The following is a 21,951-nucleotide window of genomic DNA, read 5'->3' as shown; positions in this document are numbered from 1 at the left end:
ACTTCGGCGGACACACCGTCCGCACCACCGGCATCGAGAAGAACACCCACGACAACCCGTTCGGCGCCGTCCTGTACTTCAAGGGCACCGTCACCAAGTCCGTGGTGAAGTACCCGCTGGCCGAGACCGTCATCGAACTCACCGACGCCTTCCCGGTACCCGACTCCGGCGCGTTCAAGGTCGGCGAGTGGTGGACGGTCGAGATCGACCCCATCGCCGGCGGCGGCACCTACGAGCGCGAGTTGCAGAAGCTGGTCGAGATCACCCAGATCGTCGACGGCAAACACATCCGGGTGGACTACCTCAACGGCTGGGAGCTGGCCGCCGGACGGGGCATCACCTGGACCCGGGTCGAACCGGTCCAGCGCGCGGACGTGCGCAACATGGTCTTCTTCGGAGCCGGTCCCAACGACGACGAGTACACCGGCTCGCATCCGATCGCCTACGAGTACGCGGTGCGCTGCGACGTGAGCGGGATCGAGGCCACCGGCTCGTTCTGGCCGGTGATCATGCGCCGTTGGTGCACGCACTTCCACACCGCGCGCTCCTCGCTGAAGAACCCGCCGACGGTGATGTACGGCGGCGCGGGCTACCTGACCCAGCAGATCTACTGCCTGTACGGCCGGGTCGAGGACTGCGTGTCGAGCAACGCCCGGCACCTGAACGACCTGACCGCCTCCGCCTACTGTCACGTGGTCAACTGCCACGGCGACGGCGACGACCAGGGCGGCAATCCGTTCACCACCCACGGCCAGTACGAACACGATCTGCTCTTCGAGGGCAACTCGGGCCTGATGGACATCGCCAACTCCGGCGTGCTGTGGGGTACTTCCGCCAAGCGCATCACCGTGCGCGACCACGTCTGCTCGTGGTTCGTCGCGGGTACGAAGATCACCGACCTGACCCTGGAGAACGTCCGGGTGATCCCCCGACCGACGTTCGACCCGGGCGGCACGCTCCAGGTGAACGCGGACGGCGTACAACTGCGCGGGTGTGTGGCCCGCACGTTCGCGATCGGGCAGCGCTCGGCCCGCTCCGCCCGGCCGAACACCATCGAGGGCTGCACGTTCGACCTGCCCGCCAAGCAGGTGCTGGTGCAGACACCGGTGAGCAACACCGTGCACTTTCGGGACTGCACGTTCACCGGCGTGGACGGTGCGATCCTGCGCGGTTCGGGCGAGGTCGACTTCGACGGCTGCACGATCGTGGGAGCTTCGCCCACGGCCGCACCGCTGGAGGTCGGCTCGGCCGTGCTGCGGCTGACCGCGAGCACGCTGACCAACACGGGCGTGCTGCTCTCCGCGGTTCGCGACCAGAGCGTGCACGTGAGTGCCGGCACCCGGATGAGCGGCGGCAACGGCGCCGATGCGCTGCTGTCCCGGGCCGCCGGAACGGGCGTCTCCCGCTGGCAGTTGCACGACGCGGCGTCGAGCACCGGCGGTGCACACGTCCGGCTGGACGCCGGGGTCAACCACTGGGTGGCCACCGGAACCCGGTTCACCGGCGGCCGATTGGAACTGCGCCCGGAGGCGTTCGCCGGCGCGTCGTCGCTACTGCACACCACGTGCGTCGAGGACGGCGTCACCCGAACCGCGCTGCCTGCCGACGGCGCACGGATCGTCACCACCGGGAACCTGGCGATCTGAGATGGAACTGCGCACCACCACCCCGGCCGACGATCCGGCGCTGCACGCCCTGTGGGCGGTGGCCTTCCCGGACGCGCCCGGCCTGCCGGCGCTGCACGCGCACGACCCGGGCCGGCATCGACGCACCCTGGTCGCGGCCGACGAGGACGGGATCCATGCCGTCCTGCACTGGCAGCCGCGGCCGATCCGCGGTGCGACGGGCGGGGTGGAGGTGGTCGGTTGCATCGGCAGCGTGGCCAGTGCGCCCCGGGCGCGCGGCCGGGGTCTGATCCGCCGGTTGCTCGCGATGGCGATCGACGACATGACCCGGTACGGCTGCGCGTGGTCGCTGATGTTCAGCGGCACGCCGGGCGTGTACACCGGGTCCGGGTGGGAGACCTTCCCCTCGCCGTACCTGCGCGGCGTGGCCGGTCCCGAAGCCGCGTGGGGCGAGCTGCGGGTGCGTCCGGCGCAGCCCGCCGACCTGCCCCGAATGGTCCGGACCCACGCCGCCGCGAACGCGAACCGACCGCTGACCACGGTGCGTTCGCCGGCCGACTGGGCGCACCGCTTCCCACACTGGTACGCCGCGCCCGCCCGGGTGTCGGTCACCGAGGACGGCGACTACGTGGTGGTGCGCCCGGACACCGGCGAGGTGATCGAGGTGGCCTGCGGCCCGGGCCGTCCGTACGCACTGCCCGCGCTGTTGCGCCGGGCGCTGTGCGAACTCGGCGGCCCAGGAACGGTGGTGACGCTGCGGATGCCGCTCGATGCGGCGCTCACCCGGGCGATCGGCCCGCTGCTGACCGATGTGAGCACCGGCCACACCGCGTTCGGCCTGGCCCGGCCGATCCAGAGCGACCGGGCGCAAGTGCGCGCCACGGTCACCGCCCCCGGTGCGATCCACTGGCTGGGGGATGCGTTCTGATGCACCGTCAGGACGCCCGCAGATCGCCCGGCTCGGCGAGGAATCACCCCGTGCCGCCGAGCCGGGCACCGATCCTGATCGGCGGCGACACCACCGTGGTGTGCGAGGCCGATCCGGACACCGGAGCGCTGGTGGCGACCGGCCCGCCCGTCCCGGTGCGCACCGCCTACGCCGCCGCCCATCCGCACCTGGACCTGGTCTACGGCGTGGACGAGGCACTCGACGGCACGATCACCGTGATCGAGCCGGCCCGACACCCACGGCTCCGGCACCGGGCCTCCTCGCGCGGCTCCATCCCGTGTCATCTCGCGGTCTCCCCCGACGGCGGGCATCTGGTCGCCGCCAACTACGGCAGCGGCGACCTGATCGTGCACCGCCTCGACGAGCACGGCTCGCTCGCGGGCGTGAGCGAGCAGGTCGCCCTGCCCGGGCCGGGCTCGAAGACGCATCCGAAGCGGCAATCCGCGCCGCACCCGCACCAGGTCGTGTTCGAGGACCACGACTCGCTCACCGTCGTCGACCTCGGCGGCGACGTCCTGCTCACCTACCACCTGAGGGCGGGCCGACTGCGGCTGCGCTCGACCCACCGCGTCCCGACCGGCACCGGACCGCGGCACCTGAGCGGCCGTTGGCTGCTCGGCGAACTCGACCCGGCGATCCTCGCGTTGCCCGACCTGACCCGCCATCCGCTCGCCGCGCCGGGCCTGCCCTCGGCCATCGTCACCTCCCCCGACGGCGCGCACGTGTACGCGGCCAACCGCGGCCCCGGCACGATCAGCACGCTGGCCACGGCCGCCCCGCATGCGATGTCCCACCTCCCGGCGGGCGGCGCCGACCCGCAGGACCTGGCCTTCGTCGGCGACCTGCTGTACGCGGCCCTGCCCGACGCGAACACGGTGGGCGCGTTCCGCTGGACGCCCGGCACCGGGATCCTGCGCCCCCTCGGCACGGCCCTGCACACCGCCGACCCACGCTGCCTGCTGCCGATCCGCAGGCTGCGCCCGGGCCCCGGTCCGGCGGACCCGGCCTGAGCCGGCCCGCCCGATCGCGGCCGCGTCAGGCCGAGCGCAGGAGTTCGCCCAGCCGGGTGAAGCTGTCCTTGCCGTGCCCGGCCCGCACCCCGCGCCGGAACACCTCCAGCACCGCGCTCGGCAGCGCCGCGTCCACACCCGACTCGCGCGTGGTGTGCACGACGTGTTCGACGCTCGCCACCGCCATGTCCAGGTTGTCCACGTCGCCGCCGTGCTCGTCCGCGTCCAGCCGCGGCGTGTAGAAGGCGAGGAAATCCGGCACCGAAGCGGCCGTGGCGGCGGCGTGCGGCAGGAAGTCCGCGGCCGGGATGCCGTTCGCCCGGGCCACCGCGAGGGCGTGCAGGGCGCCGAGCATCGACGTCCAGAAGATGTCCATCTGGAGTTGGTAGAGCAGCGCGGCGCGGCCCGGATCGCTGCCCTGGTAGTCGGTCCCGGTCAGCACCGCCAGGGTGTCCCGATGCGCCTCGAACACGTCGGCCGGGCCGCTGTAGAAGGTGGACATCTCCGGCGAGCCGATGCCCGACGGCGGTGACTGCACCCCGCCGGTCAGGTGTCGGGCGCCGTGCCCTTGCGCCCACGCGGCCGCGGCGCGGGCCCGCTCGGGGGTGTCCGAGCTGAGGTTGACCAGCACCCGACCGGCCAGTGCGGGCGCGGCCGGCTCCAGGATGGCGTACATCGCGTCGTAGTCGGTCAGGCTCAGCACCACCAGCTCGTTCGCGGCCAGCGCGGCCTCGATCGTGTCGGCCCGCGCCGCCCCCTCGGCCACCAGCGCATCCGCCTTGCTCGCGGTCCGGTTCCACAGCGTCACCGGATGCCCGGCGGCCAGGAACGCCCGGGTCATCGCCTGCCCCATCGGGCCGAGACCGATGACCGTGACCGCCTGCTTGTCGCCCATGAATACTCCCGAGATTGATCCGACCCGACCGGACTGGAACGAACGCTCTATCCGGTGTCGAGAACGTAGCACAGCTCTGGAGCGAATGCTCTATCCAGCCTGAAGCGAACGCTCTATCCGATAAACTCGCCGCGTGAAGACCAAGGCGCAGCAGCGCGAGTCGACGGCCCCGACCGCCGGGACCACCCCGCTCGGCACCCGCGAACGCATCGTCCGCACGGCCTCCCGGCTGATGCAGCGGCAGGGCTACGACGGCACCGGGATCAAGCAGATCTCCACCGAGGCCGGCGCCACGCTCGGTTCGATGTACCACTTCTTCCCGGGCGGGAAGCAGGAGTTGGCGGTCGCCGCGATCCGGCACGGGGACGGCGAGTTCGCCGACATCCTGCGCGCCGTGCTGGCCGCCGAGCCGGACCCGGGCGCGGCCGTGCGCGAACTCACCCGCAGCCTCGCCGAGGGCCTGCGCGCGTCCGACTGGGCCGACGGCTGCCCGGTCACCGCCACCGCGCTCGGCACCGCGACCGGCGCGCCCGACATCCGGGCCGCCGCCGCCGAGGCGTTCGCGCACTGGCGGGAGCTGGTGCGCGCGAGGCTGGTCGAGGTCGGCCACGCCGAGGCGGACGCCGACGGGCTCGCACATACCGTGATCAGCACCCTGGAGGGCGCCGAACTGGCCGCGCAGGTCGGCCGGAGCGAGCAACCGCTGCTGCTGGCCGGCATCCACCTGACCCGGCTGATCGACACGTACGAGCGCAACCCCACGCCGGCCGGCTGAGGCCCTGAGGCCGCGGACCCGGCCGAGCCCGGATCAGCGCACCTCGCCCGCCCGCACCACACCGTTCTCGTACGCGAACACCGCCGCCTGGGTGCGGTCGCGCAGGTTCAGCTTGGCCAGCAGCCGGCTCACGTGCGTCTTGACGGTCTGTTCGCTGACCACCAACCGCACGGCGATCTCCGCGTTGGACAACCCCTGGGCGATCAGCGAGAGCACCTCGGTCTCCCGCTCGGTGAGTTGCTCGACCCGGCCGCGTGGCCCGCCGGTGGCCGGCCCGAGTCGGGCGAACTCGGCGATCAGCCGGCGCGTCACGGTCGGCGCGAGCAGCGCCTCGCCGGCGGCCACCACCCGTACCGCGTGCGCGAGTTGCAGCGCCGAGGCGTCCTTGAGCAGGAATCCGCTCGCACCCGCGCGCAGCGCCTCGTAGACGTACTCGTCCAGGTCGAACGTGGTCAGCACCAGGACCCGGGTCGTGCCGTCCGGATCGGCGGTGATCTCGCGGGTCGCGGCCAGGCCGTCCAGGACCGGCATCCGCACGTCCATCAGCACCACGTCCGGGCGCAGTACCGCGACCTGCTCGACCGCGTCGCGCCCGTGCACGGCCTCGCCGACGACGTCGATCCCGGGCTGCGCGCCGAGCAGGACGGAGAAACCCTCGCGGACCATCATCTGGTCGTCGGCGATCAGTACCCGGATGGCCATCGATGTCACTGCTCCTCGGTCGGCAGGAAGACGTCCACGTGGTAGCCCCCGTCGGGAGTATGCCCGGCTTGGAGTGTGCCGCCGATCATGGCCGCCCGTTCGCGCATGCCCAGCACCCCGTGTCCGGAGCCTTCCCGCGCGGCCGGCCCGGGGTTCGGCGCGGGCTCGTTGTACACCCGCAGACCGATCCCGGTCGGGACATACGCGACCTCGACCCGCACCCGGGCACCGGGCGCGTGCCGCAGTGCGTTGCTCAGTGCCTCCTGGCCGATCCGGTAGGCGGACAGATCGACGCCCTGCGGCAACGGGCGCGGGACGCCGACGGTGACGCAGTTGACCGTCATGCCGGCCGCGCGCACGTTCTCGATCAGCTCGGGCAGCCGCTCCAGGGTGGGCAGCGGGGCCGGCCGGTCCGGTCCGTCGAGCCCGACCCCGCCCTCCTGTTCGGTGCGCAACAGGCCCAGTACGCGCCGGAGTTCGGCAAGCGCGTCGACCGCGTTGGCGCGGATCGTGACAAAGCTTTGCACCAGTTCGGGCGGTGGGTCGGCGACCCGGTAGCGGGCCGCCTCGGCCTGGATCGCGATCACCGACATGTGATGCGCGACCACGTCGTGCAACTCGCGGGCGATCCGGGCGCGTTCCTCCAGGAGCGCGCTGCGCTCGCGCTCGGTGGCGGTCAGATCGGATTGCACCGCGAGTTGGCGACGCGCGTCGCTGCGGCCGCGGAAGGCGACCACGACCACCATCACGATCGCGGTCATCATCGCGACCACCGGCATCGTGCCCCAGTGCGAAGGGTCGTTCTGCGCGTTGCGGACCAGTACCAGACCGAGCAGCGCAGTGATCACCCACGTCTCCACGACGATGCGCAGCCGGGCATGGAAGGCCACATAGGCCATCACCACGACCTGCGCGAAGACACCCACGGCCGTCCAGGGCCACTGGACGTGGTCGTGCCCGTTGGACTCGCCGGCGAGGGCGCACGCCACGGTCGCGCCGAGCGACATCCACCACGCGACGAGTGGCCGTTGCCGCGCGAGCAGGATTGGCGCACCCGTGGCCAGGCCCAGTGCGAAGGCCAGGCCGGCGGACACGCCGGGATAGCCCGCCAGCACCGGACCCTGAATGCCCACGGTGAGCACGACCGCGAGGTAGAGCAGAGCGCGCGCGATCGCCACGCTGCCGAACGGGGCCGGCGGGCGCTCGGTGCGCACCCGGACATCGAACAGGTCCTCGCGCAGCGCGGTCAGCCCCCGGGTCATCCGACCAAGTGGAGCTGCGCCGCCGGGCTCGTCGATCTGCCCGGCATCAACCGCTCGCTTCGCTCTGCCCGCCTCGACACTCACCCACGGCAGGCTACGAGGCACGACCGGTCCACGGCATCCCCGCCCCGGGTGATCCCGGGTGTCACTCTCAGGAGCTACGTCGGGAGTCCCCGGGGCTGCCACCGCCGGCCTCCCAGCGATGGAACACCGCCCACACCACGAGCAGCACGCCCGCGAACACCGGCATCCACCCGATCCGCGCCACGATCCAGGGCAGTTCGTCCGGCACCGTGCCCAGGCCGGGCAGCCCGCCGAGCGCGATGCCGAGCGAGGTCACCGCGAGCATCGCGCTCTGGTGCCACAGGAACACCGTCATCGCGGACAGGTTGACCAGCGCGACCACCGCCCACGTCCGCGGATGCCGGCACAGCGCCCGCCGCAGCGGGGCACGGACCAGCAGCGCGAGCCCGCACTGGGCGAGACCGAAGGCGACCGCGGCGAGCGTGGGCGGGTTCAGGTTGGAGATCGCCTCGCCCGGGACGCCCACCATGGAGACCGGATAGCCGGCGTAGCGAATCAGCCCGGCACAGGCGAGCGCGCCGACCACCAGAAGTGGTCCGCCGAGCCGCTCGATCCGGGCCCGGTGCGGCCCCGCCCAGAGCACGCCGAGGCTGTACGGGACGAGCCACCCGGCGAGCACGTCGATCCAGCCGACCACCGCCGGCCCGTCGGCGGCGAAGCGGATCAGGTCCACCACCGAAACCGTCCCGATTGCGAGCACCGGTCCGGCCCGACCGAGCCGGACCACGAGCGGGGTGAGCGCGGTCAGGCCCGCGTAGACGAGCACGAACCACAGCGGTGACAACACGAGCCTGCCGAGCGTGTACAGGGTGTCGCCGGACGCGAAGTCGGCGAGCACCGCCATGGCGACGGTCCACACCACGAGCAGTGCCGCGATCGGCCGGCCGAGCCGGATCATCCGCCGCCGGACCCACGGTCGGTAGCGCTGCGCGCGCGCGTGGGACTGCGCGGCCACATACCCGCCGACCAGGAAGAACACCGCCAGCGGCTGAAGCAGCCAGGTGATCGGCGCGTAGTCGGGCAGGTGTCGCAGCGGGCTGTCGGTCTGCCAGTGGTCGGCGCCCGCGTACACGCCCGTGACGATCCAATGGCCGAGCACGACGCCCAGGATGGCGATCGCCCGCAGGCCGTCCACCTCGCGTTCGCGGTCGATCGGAGTCGAGTTCTCGATCCGACGGACCAGGACGCCCGGTTCACGCATGGGTCACCTCCGTGGCGCGGCCGCGCGCGATCAGCGCGAGGTTGTGCAGGGCCGGCCCACCGGGCCGCAGGTAGTCGGAGTGGCCACCGCCGCCGGCCGCGAACTCGCGGGCGCCGAAGCCGCCTCCGGTGGGGTCGGCGCCGAAGCCGACGGTGGTGTCGAAGAACGGGATGCGCACGTTGGGCACCAGGTCGATCCAGTCCGAGCCGCCCCGCCCGGCCCAGACCCGGGCGCCGGTGCCCAGCTCCTCCCGGTCGTCCACGCCCAGCCCGGGGCTGCCGAACACGGCCAGGTCGGCGACGTCGATCCGGGAGACCGCCCGCCCGCACACCACCGAGCCGTACGAGTGGCACAGCAGCGACACCTGCGCGGCGGGCGACACCGCGTACAGCCCGGCGACGAACCGGCGCAGCTCGCGCGCGCCGTCGTCGGCCCGGCCGGTGGTCAGCACGTCGAGGCTGATCGTGTGCGGCGGCGAGTAGCCCAGCCAGGCGATCACCGCGACCCGGGCGCCCGGATCCTGGGTGCGGATCTCGTCGTACAGCGCGCGGGCGCCGCCCGCGGGGGTGGAGTACGGCTTGTCCCCGCGCGTGTCGAAGTGGTCCAGGTCGCTGTCGCTGCCCGGTACCAGGACCGCGATCCGATCCGCGCCGGCGAGGTCGCCGAGCACCTCGATCGCCCGGACCCGGCCGGCGCGGCCGTCGAAGGCCAGGAAGGTCCGGTCCGGGTCGGCCATCCGGGCGAGGTGGTCCGCGCGCCCGGCGTGTCCGGTGTCCCGGGCCAGGCCGGCCGCCTCGGCGATGGCCCGCTGGTTGGCCGCGTACCGCTCGCCCAGGCCGGCCGCGGACATCGCGGGCAGGGTCGGCGGCTTCGGGGCCGCGGCTTCCGCGACGCCGACGCCGGGTCCGGCCAATGTTCCGGCGACCAGCGCCGCGACCAAACCCATTCGCAACCGACCACGCATGTCCCGCTCCCGTCCTCGAAGTACCGGACACGAAGCTAGGAATCGGCGTCGGTAGCCTGCGTCGCCCCAGGGAGTGGACCCCGCGGGTAGCTCTCCGGGACTACGCGGGTCGGCCGCGCCCCACGGAATCGCACACACCGCCGAGGGTGTGTACACCCTCGATGTCCGGGGCCGCCGATCGACCGGCGCGAACAGAGGGGCGAGCCTCAGGTATCACCTCGGCCCTCCTCCGCTGGACTGACGCACACCGGCCCGGGCCGGCTACCGTTGAATCCGTGACTTTTCGCCCCGCCGAGTCGACCCGCCGCCCGTTCCCGTCCTGGTCCCCGACGCGACGCTCGCTCGTCTTCGACGTCACACTCGCGGTCTCGGTCGGGATGCTCACCGCCGGGCTCAACTTCGCCCAGCACCTGCGGGACTCGGGCGGCGACTTCACGGACACCGGCGCCTGGGTGTCCTTCGCGGCCGAACTGACCGCCGGGCTGGTGCTGGTCATCCGGCGTCGGCATCCCGTGCTGTGTGCGTGGATCGCGGCGGTCACGCTGTTGCGGGAGCAGGCCCTGGGCGGTTGCTTCGCGGCCTACGCCGTCGCGGTGTACGTGAACGATCGGCGCAGGATGTGGGTGGCCGTCGGGGTGTTGTGCGTGGCCACCTGGCACCCGTGGGACTGGCGGGATCTGGGCAACGGCACCGCGAACATGCTCGCGATCCTCACCCCGGCGTGCTACGGCCTGTACATCGCCTCCCGCCGCCGGCTCATCGCCGCGCTCGGCGAGCGCGCCGAACGCGCGGAGCGGGAACAGGAGTTGCGCGCCGAGCAGGCACGCGAGGAGGAGCGCAACCGGCTCGCCGGGGACATGCACGACATCGTCACGCACCGGGTCAGCCTGATGGTTCTCCAGGCCGGCGCGATGCGCTCGCGGGCTCCGGACGAGGCGACCCGTGCGGCCGCCGAGGACCTGCGCTCGACCGGATGTCAGGCATTGGCCGAACTGCGGGACCTGGTGGCGGTGTTGCGCACCGCCGAGGAGCGCGACGCGGGCGCCCCGGTGGAACCGGCCGTGCTCGACCTGTCCGCCCTGGTCGACGAGTCGCTCGCGGCGGGCGTGGATGTGCGACTGGACGTGGAGGGCACCGTGCGTCCCGCCTCGCCGGTGGTGGTGCGCACCGCGTATCGAGTGGTCCAGGAGTCGCTGACCAATGTGCACAAGCACGCCCCCGGTGCCTTCGTCCGCGTCCTGCTGCGGTACGCCCCCACCGAATTGCGGATCACCGTCACCAACACCGCGGCCACCGGCCCCCGCGAGATCGAACTGGGCGCCGGCGGAACCGGGTTGGTCGGACTGGCTCGGCGGATCGAGCTGACCGGCGGCACCTTTTGCGCGGGCCCGCGGCCGGACGGCGGTTTCGCGCTGGACGCGCGGTTGTCCCTCGCGCCGACCGAGTCGGCCGGGGCGACGGAACCGCCGACGCCGACCCCGGCACCGCCGGTGCGGCCCGCGGCATCGAGCCCGGTCGAGTCGCCGGGCGCGGACGATCGGCCGACCCCATCGCAGGCGCTGCGAGTCGCCGGTCGAGCGCAACGGCCCGCCGGGCAACGATCGCAAGCGGAACCGAAATCGGCACCGGGAGTACTCACCGGGTCACACCCCGAAACCGGTTGATACCCGGCGGATCCACCCGCGCCCGATTCCGCATCCTCGACACGTGTCACCGGCGCTTGGGTGTTGACTTGGCCGGCCCTCGGATGGACCCTCGGGCCAGCCACATCGCGGGCCGCCGGCGGCGGGCGCCGGCTCGGCATCGCACCGTCCAGGCACGCCATCACGTCGTGGAGCCGGGCACACCCACCGGACCCGGCGCTGTACCGACATCGCGATCCACCAGGTGACTCGGCACCGCAGCACATCGATCGTCCGGAACCGGAATCTCCGCTTCCGCATGTCGAATTCCCCCGGGCTGCAGGCCCTCGGGACGCCCCGAAAGGCGACCTGATGCCACGACTGAGCGATACGAATCCGGACCACCCCACCGACCCCGCGGCCGGCACCTCGAACGTCGTGCCCGGCGCCCCCTCGCGCCGAACCGTCCTGGGCGGCCTCGCCGGCGCCGCCGCACTGGCCGCGACCCAGTGGACACCCGTCGGCCTGATCCCGGCCACCGAGGCCGGCGCCGCACCCACCCCGCCGAACTTCCCGCCCGGCATCACCCTGGGCGTGCAGCAGTACCGCAACTGGTCCGGCGAAATGCGCGCCGACGACGTCTGGACCGCGGTGCCCGCACGCCCCTCGGACGTCGTGGCGCTGGCGAACTGGGCTCGGGTCAACGGCTATCGGCTCCGCCCGCGCGGCATGAGCCACAACTGGTCGCCGATCCTGATCCCCGGCGGCGCGGACACCTCGCACACCCTGATGGTCGACACCACCCGGAATCTGACCGCCCTGGTGGTCAACCCCGGATCGCCCACCACGGTGACCGTGCAGACCGGGTGCAGCGTCGAGCGCCTGCTGACCGAACTGGAGCGGGCCGGGCGCGGGATGATCGCCACCACCGCGCCGGGCAAACTGAGCGTGGGCGGTGTGCTGGCCATCGGCGCGCACGGCAGCGGGATACCGACGCCGGGCGAGACCCGGCCGCAGGGCGGCACCTACGGCACGCTGAGCAACCTGGTGTCGTCGCTGACCGCGGTGGTGTGGGACCAGGCGGCGGGCGCCTACGTACTCAAGACCTTCCAGCGCGACGACCCGGAGATCGGGCCGTTCCTGGTACACCTGGGCCGCGCCTTCGTCACCGAGGTCACTCTCCAGACCAATGCGAATCAAAGGCTGCGCTGCCAGAACTTCTACCACGACCAGATCGGCACGCTGCTGGGCCCACCCGGCGGCGGCGGCAAGAAACTGGCCGACTACCTCCGCGATTCCGGCCGGGTCGAGGTGATCTGGTTCCCGTTCACCACCGTGCCCTGGCTCAAGGTGTGGAGCGTGGCACCGAGCAAGCCGTGGGTCTCCACCCGGATCGACAATCCGTATCCGTACACGTTCGCCAACTTCGTCACCGAGGACCAGGCGCACTTCCTGGCCGACATCGCCACCGGCAACGTGGGCGCGACCGAGGTGTTCACCAACGCCGAGATGGCGGTGGTGGGTTCGGGCCTGATCGTGACCTGGACCTGGGACATCTGGGGCTGGTCCAAGAACACCCAGCTCTTCGTCGAGCCGACCACGCTGCGCATCCACGAGGGCGGCTGGGCGGTGTTGACCGCGCGGGCCGACGTACAGCGGGTGCTCAACGAGTTCTTCGTGGCGTACACCGGCCTGTTGGGCGCGTACAAGGCCAACGGCCGGTATCCGTGCAACAGTCCGATCGAGCTGCGGGTGACCGGCATCGATCGGGCGAGCGAGGTGGTCACCGCGAACGCGGTCGAGCCGACGTTGTCCGCCGCCCGCCCGCGCCCCGACCACCCCGAGTGGGACACGGTGGTCTGGCTGGATGTGGCGACCCTGCCCGGAACGCCCGACAACCACGACTTCTACCAGCGGATGGACGCCTGGATCTGGGGCAACTACACCGGCAACTACGCGTGCGTACGGCCGGAGTGGTCCAAGGGCTGGGCCTACGGGGTCGGCGGCGCGTGGACCGACACGGCCGCGGTGACCGGCCGGATCCCGAATTCCTTCCGCACCGGTCTGCCCGCGACGAGCAACTTCGACGCCGCCCGGGCCACGTTGAACAAGTACGACCCGGGCCGAATCTTCTCCAACACCTTCCTCGACGTCCTCCTGCCCTGACCGACCCGCCACCGCACAGCCGCCCCGAGCGATGCCCTCCCCGCCCGCCACCGACCGGGCGGGGAGGCGATCGACGAATCGCCCCGCCTCGACCGGGGCCCGTCCGCCCGCTCGTCAGCGGTCGCCGCTGCCGTCGGCATCACCGTCACCGCGGCGGTAACCGTCCCCGTCCCCGTCGAGCCAGCCGTCGTCCAGTGCCCCGTTGTCGTCGTACACCACGAACTCGCGTTCCACCGAGGCGATTTCGTAATCGGCCAGCGCGGTAACCAGGGCCGCCGTCGCAGCCGCGGCGGACTCGTCGCCGACCCGGTGGCAGCGCTGGGTGACGAACCGTTCGGACCGCCCGTCCGCCCGAATGCGGCGCGCGTTGTGCGACAGGTGCGCACCGTGCCCGACCACCTCGGCGGCCAGCACGGTCACGTCGGCGTCCCCGGTCAGCACGAGCTTGAGGTGATGCTCGAAGTACAGCCCGGGGCCGAGCGCGCGCGCCGCCGCGTCCGTGCGGGGCACCCCGGGATGCCACGGTGCCGCCTCGATCTTGATCCGGGTCACCGGATAGCCGTCCTCGCGCAGCACCGCCGCCAACTCCGCGGCCCGTCCGCGGGCCCGAGCCAGGGTCGTGGTGGCCCGGTCGGTCAGCATCGGCTGGGACACGGTGCGTCCGCGTGCGAGCACGATGTGGGTCAGGCCCATGCCGTATCCGCCGGCTCGGCGGGCCAGTGCGTCCACATCCTCCGTATCCACCGTGACGTGTGTCTCGAATTCCCCCGCCAGGTCCGCGGGGAAGGCCCGGGGCTCGTCTCCGGCTCGGTGGGCCCGGCTGATCTCGGTGGTCTCGGTCGTCGCGTGCACCGCCCCATCCTCGCAGCAGGCCGTGGACGGTACCGGGAAATAATCGGTGCGCGGGCCGGGTAGCCGGCTCCGCATAATGGCCCGCATGCCGACCCGAGCGGAAGAACTCACCACCACCCTGGACGCGCTGCCGCACCGCGAACGTATGCGGGAGACCGCGCGCACCGCCCGGCGGCTCCGCGACTCGGGCGAACTGTCGGCCACCCTCGCCGAGTTGGCCGGCTCCACCGGCTACGAGCGGGGCCTGGCATTGACCATGGCGATCGTCGCGGGTGACGTCGAGCACGTGGTGCGCGCCACCCGCGATCCCGATCTCGCCCTGGCCCGGCGCGCGGTGAGCGCGGCCCGTTCGCTCCCGGTACCCGACGCGGCGTTGGCCGCGCTGCTGGACGACGCCCCCTCGGCGCTGCGCGACTCGATCCACCGCGCCATCCGCACCGGCCGGCGCAGCGCGCTGGCGGATCGCCTCGTCGCGCAGGTGCTCGCGGTGCGCGGACCGGCCGAGGCGGCCCGGGTGCTGCCGGCGTGCGGTCCGACCGTCGCGGCCGAGTACGTCGGCGTGCTCGGCCACGTCGACCGGGTCTGGGACAGCTTCGTGCGCCGGTATCCGGCGCTGGGCCTCGACGACGCGGAGCGCCGCCTGGCCGCCCTGCCCGCCTCCGATCGGGACGCATGGTGGGCCCGGCACGGCACCGGGGTGGTCGGGGCCGGTGCACGATTCCCGCATCGGGTGCTCGACCTGATCGAGCGTCATCCCACCCGCGGTCCGCTGCCCGGCGCCTTCGTCGGCGGCGTCCAGCCGTTCGTCACCGCCGATCGGGCCCGGGTGCTCCGCCTGCTCGCCGCCTCCGAGCAGCGCGGTCCCACGTTGTCCGGGGTGAGCACGAGCGCGCTGCGCCGACTGGCCGCCGCCGGGCCGGACGCCGCCGAACTGCTCGCGCTCGGCCGGGCGGTGCGCACCGACGAGGCGAGCACGGTCCGACTGCTCAAGGCACTGCCGCCGAGCCTGCGCGCCGGGTTCTTCGACGCCGTACACGCCGACCGCGATCGCAGCCGGGACCTGCTCGGCGGCGCCCTGCTCGACGTGCTCCCGCACGCACGTCGCCATGCCGAGGCGCGCCGGATGCTCGCGCTGCCCTCGATCGCGGCCGACGAGCCGCGCCGGTTGCCCCTGCTCGCCTACCTGCCGCTCGCCGAGGCACAGGCCGAACTCGTCGCCTGCACCCGGCTGCCCGACGCCGGTGCCCGGGCCGACGGCTATCGGCGGCTGATCGCGTGCGCGGCCCGATCCGGTGACCCCGAGCAGTTCGGCACGACGCTGCGCGCGCTGACCCGGTTGCGCAACGAGCAGGACCCGGTGCGCGGCGCCGCGTTGTCGGCGATCGCCGAGGCGCATCCGCGCCTGTTCGACGCCGAGTCGGTGGACGTGCTCACCGAGTTGGTGCGCGACACGCTGGAGGCGCGGGACACCTCCTATCGGACCCGGGCCGCGCTGACCGACCTGGCCGGGCGCCTGCTGGCCCACCATGTCGTGGGCGGAGCACCGGAGTTGACCGGCTGGGCGCTGACCACCTTCGAGCGGGTGGCGGGCCGGTCCGGCACGGTCCGGCTCGCCGCGCTCGCCGAGAACCTGCGCCGCGGTCGCGAGCGGGAGATCCTGGACGCACTGCTGCCCTGGATCCGGGCCCAGGTCGCCCGGGGCGACCTGTGGCTCGCCTTCGCTCTCGCCGGGACACTGGACCGGCGGGCCTGGGCGCTGGAGCCGTTGCAGGAGATCCTGCGCGAGGCCACCGGGGCCGGGTCGGACGCCGTCGCGAGCACCGCGATCACGCTGTGGTTGGCCGATCCGCGGCGGCGCGCCGAGCGGGTCGCCGAGTTGATCGGTCGGGACGAGTCCACGCCGACCCTGCCGGTGGTCCTGCACGCGCTCGCCTATCGGCGCACCGACCTGCTCGACGGCTACCTCGACGGGCGCTCGTTGCGTGGCCGATTCGCCACGCGTGGCGTGCGCTGGATCCCGTACCTGCCGTTCGACGCCATGGCACGGTTGTTGCCCAGGCAGCAGCGCGCCTACGCGGCACGCCTGGTCGAACTCGCCGACGACGTGCGCCAGCACGGCGACACCCGGGCGGACGCGATCCGTCGACTGGCCCGGGTGCCGCGGTTCGGCCGCCCGGCACTGCTGCGGTACCTGACCGCCACCGAGGTGCCGTTGGTCGAGGCGGCGCTGAGCGGGCTCACCCATACCGACGACCCCGGCGCGGCACTGCCGATCCTGCTGGCGCACGTCGGCGACGACCGGGCCCGGGTGGCCGCGTACTCGATGTCGCGCGCCGCCCGGTACGTGCCGCCGAGTGTGCTCGAACCGGCGCTGCGCCGGGTGTTGTTCGAGCCGGCCAAGGTGACCTCGCGCAAGGAGGCGGCCCGGATCGTGTTGCGCGAGGCGCTGCCGGGCGCGGTGGAGTTGTTGGCGCAGGCGTGGTGGGCACCGGATCAGCATCGCGACGTACGCGGCGCGATCCTGTCCCAGCTGACCGCGCGGCTGGACGACGCACGGTCATGGGCCGTGCTGCGCGCGGGGGTCGAGGGGCCGCGGGAGGCCGCCTTGGCGATCGTGGCCCGGCGGCCGGTCGCACTGGCACCGGCCTGGCGGGCCGAGTACGCGCAGTTGGTGACCTCGGCGTGTGCGAGCGCGGACGTCGAGGTGCGGCGGGCCGCCTATCGGGCGTTCCCGCGCTGGGCGCGGCATGCGCCCGCCGGCGTCGCGGCGATCGCGGATGCGGTCCTGGACCCGAGCGACGAGGTCGCGTGGCGCGAGGCGGCCGACGCGCTGCACACCTTCACCACCGACGGCGTCGCACCGACGACCTACCTGCACGTGATCACGTCGCTGATCGCCCAGGACGGCGCACCGGACGCGCCGAACGCCGAGCCGGATCGGGATCGCCCGGCCCGGCGGCGGCTGACCGTGCTGCTCGGGCAGGCCCGCACCTGGGCGGCCCGTAGTCCGGCCGAAGCGGCCGCGGTGCTGCGCCCGGTGCGGGCCGCGCTGGCCGGCGTACCGGAGTTGCGGACCGAGGCGGCCACGCTGACCGCGTCCGCCCTGCCGTTGACCGGCGACGCGGTCGGGGCCGAACTGGGCGACCTGGTCGAGCTGTGCGCCGGCCGGGCGTTGCCCGCGCTCGGCGCGGCCGGCGTGCTGCGCGAGCGCCTGCGCCGGGCCGGTGCGCCGATCGAATCCGCCGCGTTGTCGGCCGCCGCGCACACGCTCGCCGCGCATCCGGCGCCGGCGGCCGGGCTGTTCGGCATCGAGCTGGTCCGGGCCCTCGGCACCCGGACCGGTTGGCCGGCCGAGTGGCGCGCGCTGCTGCGCGAGTTGCGCGCCCACCCGGACCCGGACGTACGCGAGAGCGCGTTGGCGGTGCGCACCGCCTCGGCCTGAGCCGCCGGCGCCGGGCGGGCGCACCGAATCGGGCGGTCAGCTCTGTTCGGTGCGCAACAACCGCAGGAACGCCTTGATCCCGGAGATCACTTCCTGGTTGTCGGTCAACTGGCTGATGGTGTCCTCGAATCGGCGCCCGAGGGCGTCGATCTTGTGGTCGGTCGCGTGGAATCGCTCGGTCGTGCGCTCGGCGTCCTGCTCGGTCGCCGTCCTGAGCCGCGCGACCGTCTCGACCAGCTCCCTGGTGCGCTCGTCGAGACTTTCGACTCTGCTCTCCAGCGTGGCCACCCGGTCGATCAACGCGAGCACGTCCTCACGCGGGTGGGTCACCTCGCGCAACATGCTCCGCAGCCGTTGCCCGAGGTGCTCCAGGTATGCCTGGCTGGGTCGGAACAACGTGCTGAGCAGGTAGAACCCGGCGAACCAGTAGCCGACCACGCCGCCGGAGGCCCAGGTGATCACCGCGATCACCGCCGCCGAGACGACATGCGCGCCGATCGCTCCCCACAACAGCCGACGGGCGATCCGACGCGCCTCCGGGTCGCGCCCATCCGGAACCGCGAGGCCCTTCTCCCGGCTGATCGCGATCTCCCGGATCAACTGCCGGGCCCGGAAATACAGATTCCACGGCACGGTCAGCACCGCGATCAGCCAGAACAGGCACAGCGCGCCCGCGCCCAGCGACAACAGATCGGCCAACGACGTGTCCTCGACGAAATACAGGACGATGCCCAACACCGTCGTCCCGACCAGCAGCAAAACTCCCAGGCCCTTGGCCGCACTCACCCGAACTCCACTCCCCCACCCCGGCAATGCCGTCGCCCCGGCGGGCGACCTGCTCGGACTGTAGGGCAAGCCGATCACGCCCGCTGTGCCGCCGAGGCGTGCAGGCACCCGGACCCGCCCTGCGGGCGGGCGTCAGACCCGGTCGGGGAACCAGGAGCCGTGCATGCCGGCCGGGACCCGGCGCGGAAGTTCGACGGTCGCGACCGGCGCGGCGGTGACGTCCCGCGCGTCCAGCACCAGCAACTCCGAGGCGTCCCGGACCAGATCACTGATCACGGTGAGCAGGTAGCCGTCGTCCTCGGCGGTGCCGTCCGCGGCGGGTACGAACACCGCCTCGCCGGGCATCCGGCCCGGCCCCTGGCCGGCGACCTGCCGCTCCCCGGTGCTTGCGTCGTACTTGACGATCGCGTACTCGTGCAGTCCCGCGCCGGGGAACGCCTGCGCGTAGCAGTAGCGATGCGGTCGGCCCAGCCTGCGGGCGTCGACGGTGGGGAAGTCGGTGACCAGCGAGTCGAGATCCTCCTCCCCGGCCACGCCGGAGATGGGGTCCAGGATCCACCGGTGTCGAATCGCGCCGATCAGCGGTGTGTCCGGGTAGCCGGGCGCGCCCACCCACCACTTCCAACTGCTCTCCCACGAGGCCCGGTCGAAGCGCGACCCTTCGAGCACGATCCGCCCGCGCGCGTCCTCGTAGGCGTTGGCCACGTGCAACACCATGCCCGGCGCCACGTCGAACCAGGTCGCCTCGGCCGGCCCGGACCGCGGCATCACGCCGATCCGCGGCGCGTAGGAACGGCTCCAGCGGTACGGGACGCCGGAATGCTCGGCCGGGTTGAACACCACCGGCAGGTCCGGCCAGACCACATGATGCTCCGTCAGGCCGAAGTCGTGCATCAGCGAGGGCCCGGCGCCGGGGATCACCTCGGTCCGGGTGATCCGCCCCGCGGCGGACGCGACGTAGTAGGTCAGGAACGGCGGGAACGGCGAGTGGCCGAAGAAGTGCAACTCGCCGGTGAGCGGGTCCCTCTTCGGGTGCGCGGTCATCGTGGTGGTCAGCCGACCGGCGAAGTCGTGCGGACCGACCGTCTCCAACTCGGCGGTCATCTCGAACGGGACATCGGAGTCCTGGAGCGCGAGCAACCGGCCACCGTGCTCGACGATGTGGGTGCCGGCGACGCTCACGGTCGGGTCCACGGCGCCGTCCTCGCCACGCGGCGACGCGCCGTCCGGGGCCGGAGTGCGCACCCAACGGTTGCGGTACCACTCGGCGCGCCCCGCGCGCAGCCGTATCCCGTGCACCATGCCGCTGCCGAGAAACCAGTGGGTGGGCACGTCGCCGGGCTTCGGGTTGTGCCCGTTGCGGACGTACCGACCGTTCAATTCGACCGGCAGCGTGCCCCGCACCGTGAGGTCGAACCCGGTGACCTCGTCGGCGACCGGCGCGAAATGGCCGCCGAGGTAGGGCTTGCCCAGGGGCGGCATCCGGAGGTTCATGCGCAAGGATCTCCATTCGGAGGGCACCGGCCGGATCCGGGCAGTCGCCCGCTCAGCGAGTTACGATCGGTCGCATCCGTTATGCACACTAATACTCGCTATCGTTGATCGCATGCTCGACCCGGGGACGCACCCGTGAGCCCTGCCATCCCGGCGGGAAGCGGCCCGGGGCCGGGCGGCATCCCGGCGGGAAGCGGCCCATCCCGTGCGACCCGGGCGCCGGCCTCGGACGAGTTCCCTCCGGACGACGGAAAGCGGGCCGGGGCTTGTCAGCCCCGACCCGCCGATCGTCCGTGCGGATCGCCTACCGCGCGCCCAACTCCTCGGCGAGCGCGGTCGCGAAGGCGTCGATGTCCTCCTCGGTGGTGTCGAACGCCGTCATCCAGCGCACCTCACCGATCGACTCGTCCCACGTGTAGAACCGGAACCGCTTCTGCATGCGCTCGGTGACATCCGCGGGCAACACGGCGAAGACCGCGTTCGCCTGCGGCATCCGGCTGAGCGTCACACCGTCGAGGTCGGCGACCCGCTCCGCGAGCAGAGTCGCCATCGCGTTCGTGTGCCGCGCGTTGCGCAACCACAGGTCGCCCGCGAGCAGCGCCTCGAACTGCACGGATACGAAGCGCATCTTCGAGGCCAGTTGCATCGCGGCCTTGCGCAGATATCCCACGCCCCGCGCCGCGTCGGGGTTGAGCACCACGACGGCCTCGCCGAACATCAGGCCGCTCTTGGTGCCGCCGAAGGACAACACGTCCACGCCGACGTCGGTGCTCAGCGCGCGCAGCGGCACGTCCAGCGCCGCGGCCGCGTTGGCCAGGCGCGAGCCGTCCAGGTGCACGAGCATGCCGTGCTCGTGCGCGTGCGCGACGAGCGCGGCGATCTCGTCCGGCGTGTAGACCGTGCCCAGTTCGGTGCTCTCCGCGAAGGAGACCACGCGCGGCTGCGCCCGGTGCTGGTCGCCCCAGCCCCACGCGTGGGTGTCCACGAGTTCGGGGGTGAGCTTGCCGTCGGGAGTGGGCACGGTGAGCAGTTTCAGGCCGGCCACCTTCTCCGGCGCACCGCACTCGTCCACGTTGATGTGCGCGGACGCCGCGCAGATCACCGACTCCCATCGGTCGGTCATCGACTGGAGACCGACCACGTTGGCGCCGGTGCCGTTGAACACCGGGAAGACCTGGGCCCGTTCGCCGAAGTGCGCGCGGAAGACGTCGGTGAGGTGCTCGGTGTACACGTCCTCGCCGTACGCGACCTGGTGCCCGCCGTTGGCCGCGCCGATCGCGGCCAGCACCTCGGGGTGGATGCCTGCGTAGTTGTCGCTGGCGAAGCCGCGCACGTCGGGGTCGTGACGTGGGGTCAGGGGACGTTCAGGCACAGTCTTTTCCCGTTCAGGTCGATTGCCGCGGTGGTCCACAGGCCGGCGATCTCGTCGGCCAGGTCCACCACGTCGGTGAAGCCGGTGAATTTGGCGTTGGGTCGAGCCTGCCGCATTGCGTCGTTGACGAGTGCCTTGACCACCAGGATGGTGGCCGCCGCCTCGGTCTCCGCGAACGCGTCGGCGAGTGCGAGCGTCCAGGTCTCCGCGGCCGCCTTGGCCGCCGCGTAACCGGCGTTGCCCTGGGTCGGCTGCCCGGCCGCCGCGGCGGAGATCAACACGAACCGCCCGCGCGGACTGCGGGCGAGCGCCTCGTGGAAGGCCAGGCTGGTGTGCTGCACGGTACGCACGAGCAGGTCGTGCAGGAAGGCCCAGTCGTCGAGCGAGTTGTCGCCGAACTTCTTGCCCCCGCGCCACCCGCCGACCAGGTGCACGAGCCCGTCCACGCGCCCGTGCTCATGCTCGACGTCCGCCGCCCACCGCCGGGTGGCGGCCGCGTCGAGCAGGTCCACCACCGCGCCGTGTGTACCGGGCGCGGCGTCCACGCTCTCCTGCAACCGCCCGGCGTCCGCATCCGCGCCGTACACGTGCGCACCGGCCCGGGCCAGCCGCGCGAGCACCGCGCGCCCGGTCGGCCCACCCGCGCCCGCGACCGCGATCACCGCACCGTCGAGACCGTTCATCACACCGACTCCTCGTTCACCGTGCTGTTCGCCTCACCCTTGCCGAAACTCGCCGTGCCCGCTCCGC

17 protein-coding genes are annotated in these 21,951 nt (G+C 72.7%); 7 read left to right on the top strand and 10 right to left on the bottom strand.

Going from position 1 to position 21,951, the window contains the following annotated elements:
- The 3 genes from ACIBM5_RS15870 to ACIBM5_RS15860 form a co-directional block, all read left to right on the top strand.
- Positions 1–1,646 (top strand): peptidase C14 (locus tag ACIBM5_RS15870; RefSeq protein WP_396007369.1); only part of this gene is annotated, 1,646 nt, incomplete at its 5' end.
- Between the two features lies 1 nt (position 1,647).
- Positions 1,648–2,553 (top strand): GNAT family N-acetyltransferase, encoded by a 906-nt coding sequence (locus ACIBM5_RS15865; RefSeq protein ID WP_396007368.1) that lies wholly within the window; start codon positions 1,648–1,650, stop codon positions 2,551–2,553.
- 50 nt (positions 2,554–2,603) lie between these two features.
- Positions 2,604–3,584 carry a lactonase family protein gene (locus ACIBM5_RS15860; RefSeq protein WP_396007367.1) on the top strand — a complete coding sequence of 327 codons (981 nt, stop codon included), beginning with the start codon at positions 2,604–2,606 and terminating at the stop codon, positions 3,582–3,584.
- A gap of 25 nt (positions 3,585–3,609) precedes the next feature.
- On the opposite strand, the gene ACIBM5_RS15855 is transcribed toward ACIBM5_RS15860, so the two are convergent.
- Positions 3,610–4,551 carry an NAD(P)-dependent oxidoreductase gene (locus ACIBM5_RS15855; protein WP_396007366.1) on the bottom strand — a complete coding sequence of 314 codons (942 nt, stop codon included), beginning with the start codon at positions 4,549–4,551 and terminating at the stop codon, positions 3,610–3,612.
- Positions 4,552–4,612: 61 nt separating this feature from the next.
- Between ACIBM5_RS15855 and ACIBM5_RS15850 the strand changes: the two genes are divergently transcribed.
- Entirely contained in the window at positions 4,613–5,254 is a 642-nt protein-coding gene (locus ACIBM5_RS15850) for a TetR/AcrR family transcriptional regulator (RefSeq protein ID WP_396007365.1), read from the top strand.
- A 33-nt stretch (positions 5,255–5,287) separates the two neighbouring features.
- Here ACIBM5_RS15850 and ACIBM5_RS15845 read toward each other — a convergent pair whose 3' ends face one another.
- The 4 genes from ACIBM5_RS15845 to ACIBM5_RS15830 form a co-directional block, all read right to left on the bottom strand.
- Positions 5,288–5,956 (bottom strand): response regulator, encoded by a 669-nt coding sequence (locus ACIBM5_RS15845; RefSeq protein ID WP_391589461.1) that lies wholly within the window; start codon positions 5,954–5,956, stop codon positions 5,288–5,290.
- A gap of 5 nt (positions 5,957–5,961) precedes the next feature.
- Positions 5,962–7,218 carry a sensor histidine kinase gene (locus ACIBM5_RS15840; RefSeq protein WP_396007364.1) on the bottom strand — a complete coding sequence of 419 codons (1,257 nt, stop codon included), beginning with the start codon at positions 7,216–7,218 and terminating at the stop codon, positions 5,962–5,964.
- Positions 7,219–7,369: 151 nt separating this feature from the next.
- Positions 7,370–8,503 (bottom strand): acyltransferase, encoded by a 1,134-nt coding sequence (locus tag ACIBM5_RS15835; RefSeq protein WP_396007363.1) that lies wholly within the window; start codon positions 8,501–8,503, stop codon positions 7,370–7,372.
- Positions 8,496–9,467: an alpha/beta hydrolase gene (locus tag ACIBM5_RS15830; protein ID WP_396007362.1), complete on the bottom strand. Its 972-nt coding sequence runs from the start codon at positions 9,465–9,467 to the stop codon at positions 8,496–8,498. Before ACIBM5_RS15830 ends, ACIBM5_RS15835 begins: the two co-directional genes overlap by 8 nt.
- Positions 9,468–9,742: 275 nt before the next feature.
- On the opposite strand from ACIBM5_RS15830, the gene ACIBM5_RS15825 reads away from it, so the two are divergent.
- Complete coding sequence (locus tag ACIBM5_RS15825; protein ID WP_396007361.1) at positions 9,743–11,131, top strand: sensor histidine kinase; 1,389 nt, start codon at positions 9,743–9,745, stop codon at positions 11,129–11,131.
- 330 nt (positions 11,132–11,461) lie between these two features.
- Positions 11,462–13,255 (top strand): cholesterol oxidase substrate-binding domain-containing protein, encoded by a 1,794-nt coding sequence (locus ACIBM5_RS15820; protein WP_396007360.1) that lies wholly within the window; start codon positions 11,462–11,464, stop codon positions 13,253–13,255.
- 114 nt (positions 13,256–13,369) lie between these two features.
- Here the strand turns inward: ACIBM5_RS15820 and ACIBM5_RS15815 are convergent, their stop codons facing one another.
- Positions 13,370–14,107, bottom strand: a complete 738-nt coding sequence (locus ACIBM5_RS15815; RefSeq protein WP_396007359.1) for a hypothetical protein — start codon at positions 14,105–14,107, stop codon at positions 13,370–13,372.
- A gap of 85 nt (positions 14,108–14,192) precedes the next feature.
- On the opposite strand from ACIBM5_RS15815, the gene ACIBM5_RS15810 reads away from it, so the two are divergent.
- Positions 14,193–17,549: a hypothetical protein gene (locus tag ACIBM5_RS15810; protein ID WP_396007358.1), complete on the top strand. Its 3,357-nt coding sequence runs from the start codon at positions 14,193–14,195 to the stop codon at positions 17,547–17,549.
- A gap of 36 nt (positions 17,550–17,585) precedes the next feature.
- On the opposite strand, the gene ACIBM5_RS15805 is transcribed toward ACIBM5_RS15810, so the two are convergent.
- The 4 genes from ACIBM5_RS15805 to ACIBM5_RS15790 all read right to left on the bottom strand — a co-directional run bounded on the left by ACIBM5_RS15805 (position 17,586) and on the right by ACIBM5_RS15790 (position 21,884).
- Positions 17,586–18,335 (bottom strand): hypothetical protein, encoded by a 750-nt coding sequence (locus ACIBM5_RS15805; RefSeq protein WP_396007357.1) that lies wholly within the window; start codon positions 18,333–18,335, stop codon positions 17,586–17,588.
- A gap of 132 nt (positions 18,336–18,467) precedes the next feature.
- A complete protein-coding gene (locus tag ACIBM5_RS15800; RefSeq protein WP_396007356.1) occupies positions 18,468–19,829 on the bottom strand; it encodes a carotenoid oxygenase family protein in 1,362 nt (453 codons plus the stop codon).
- Positions 19,830–20,133: 304 nt separating this feature from the next.
- Positions 20,134–21,201, bottom strand: a complete 1,068-nt coding sequence (locus tag ACIBM5_RS15795; RefSeq protein ID WP_396007355.1) for a threonine aldolase family protein — start codon at positions 21,199–21,201, stop codon at positions 20,134–20,136.
- A complete protein-coding gene (locus ACIBM5_RS15790; RefSeq protein ID WP_396007354.1) occupies positions 21,183–21,884 on the bottom strand; it encodes an SDR family NAD(P)-dependent oxidoreductase in 702 nt (233 codons plus the stop codon). Before ACIBM5_RS15790 ends, ACIBM5_RS15795 begins: the two co-directional genes overlap by 19 nt.
- Positions 21,885–21,951 lie beyond the last annotated feature (67 nt).

Origin of the sequence: Embleya sp. NPDC050493 (assembly GCF_044458105.1) — a bacterium.
GTDB lineage: Bacteria > Actinomycetota > Actinomycetes > Streptomycetales > Streptomycetaceae > Embleya.
This window is presented reverse-complemented; position numbering and strand designations above follow the sequence as displayed.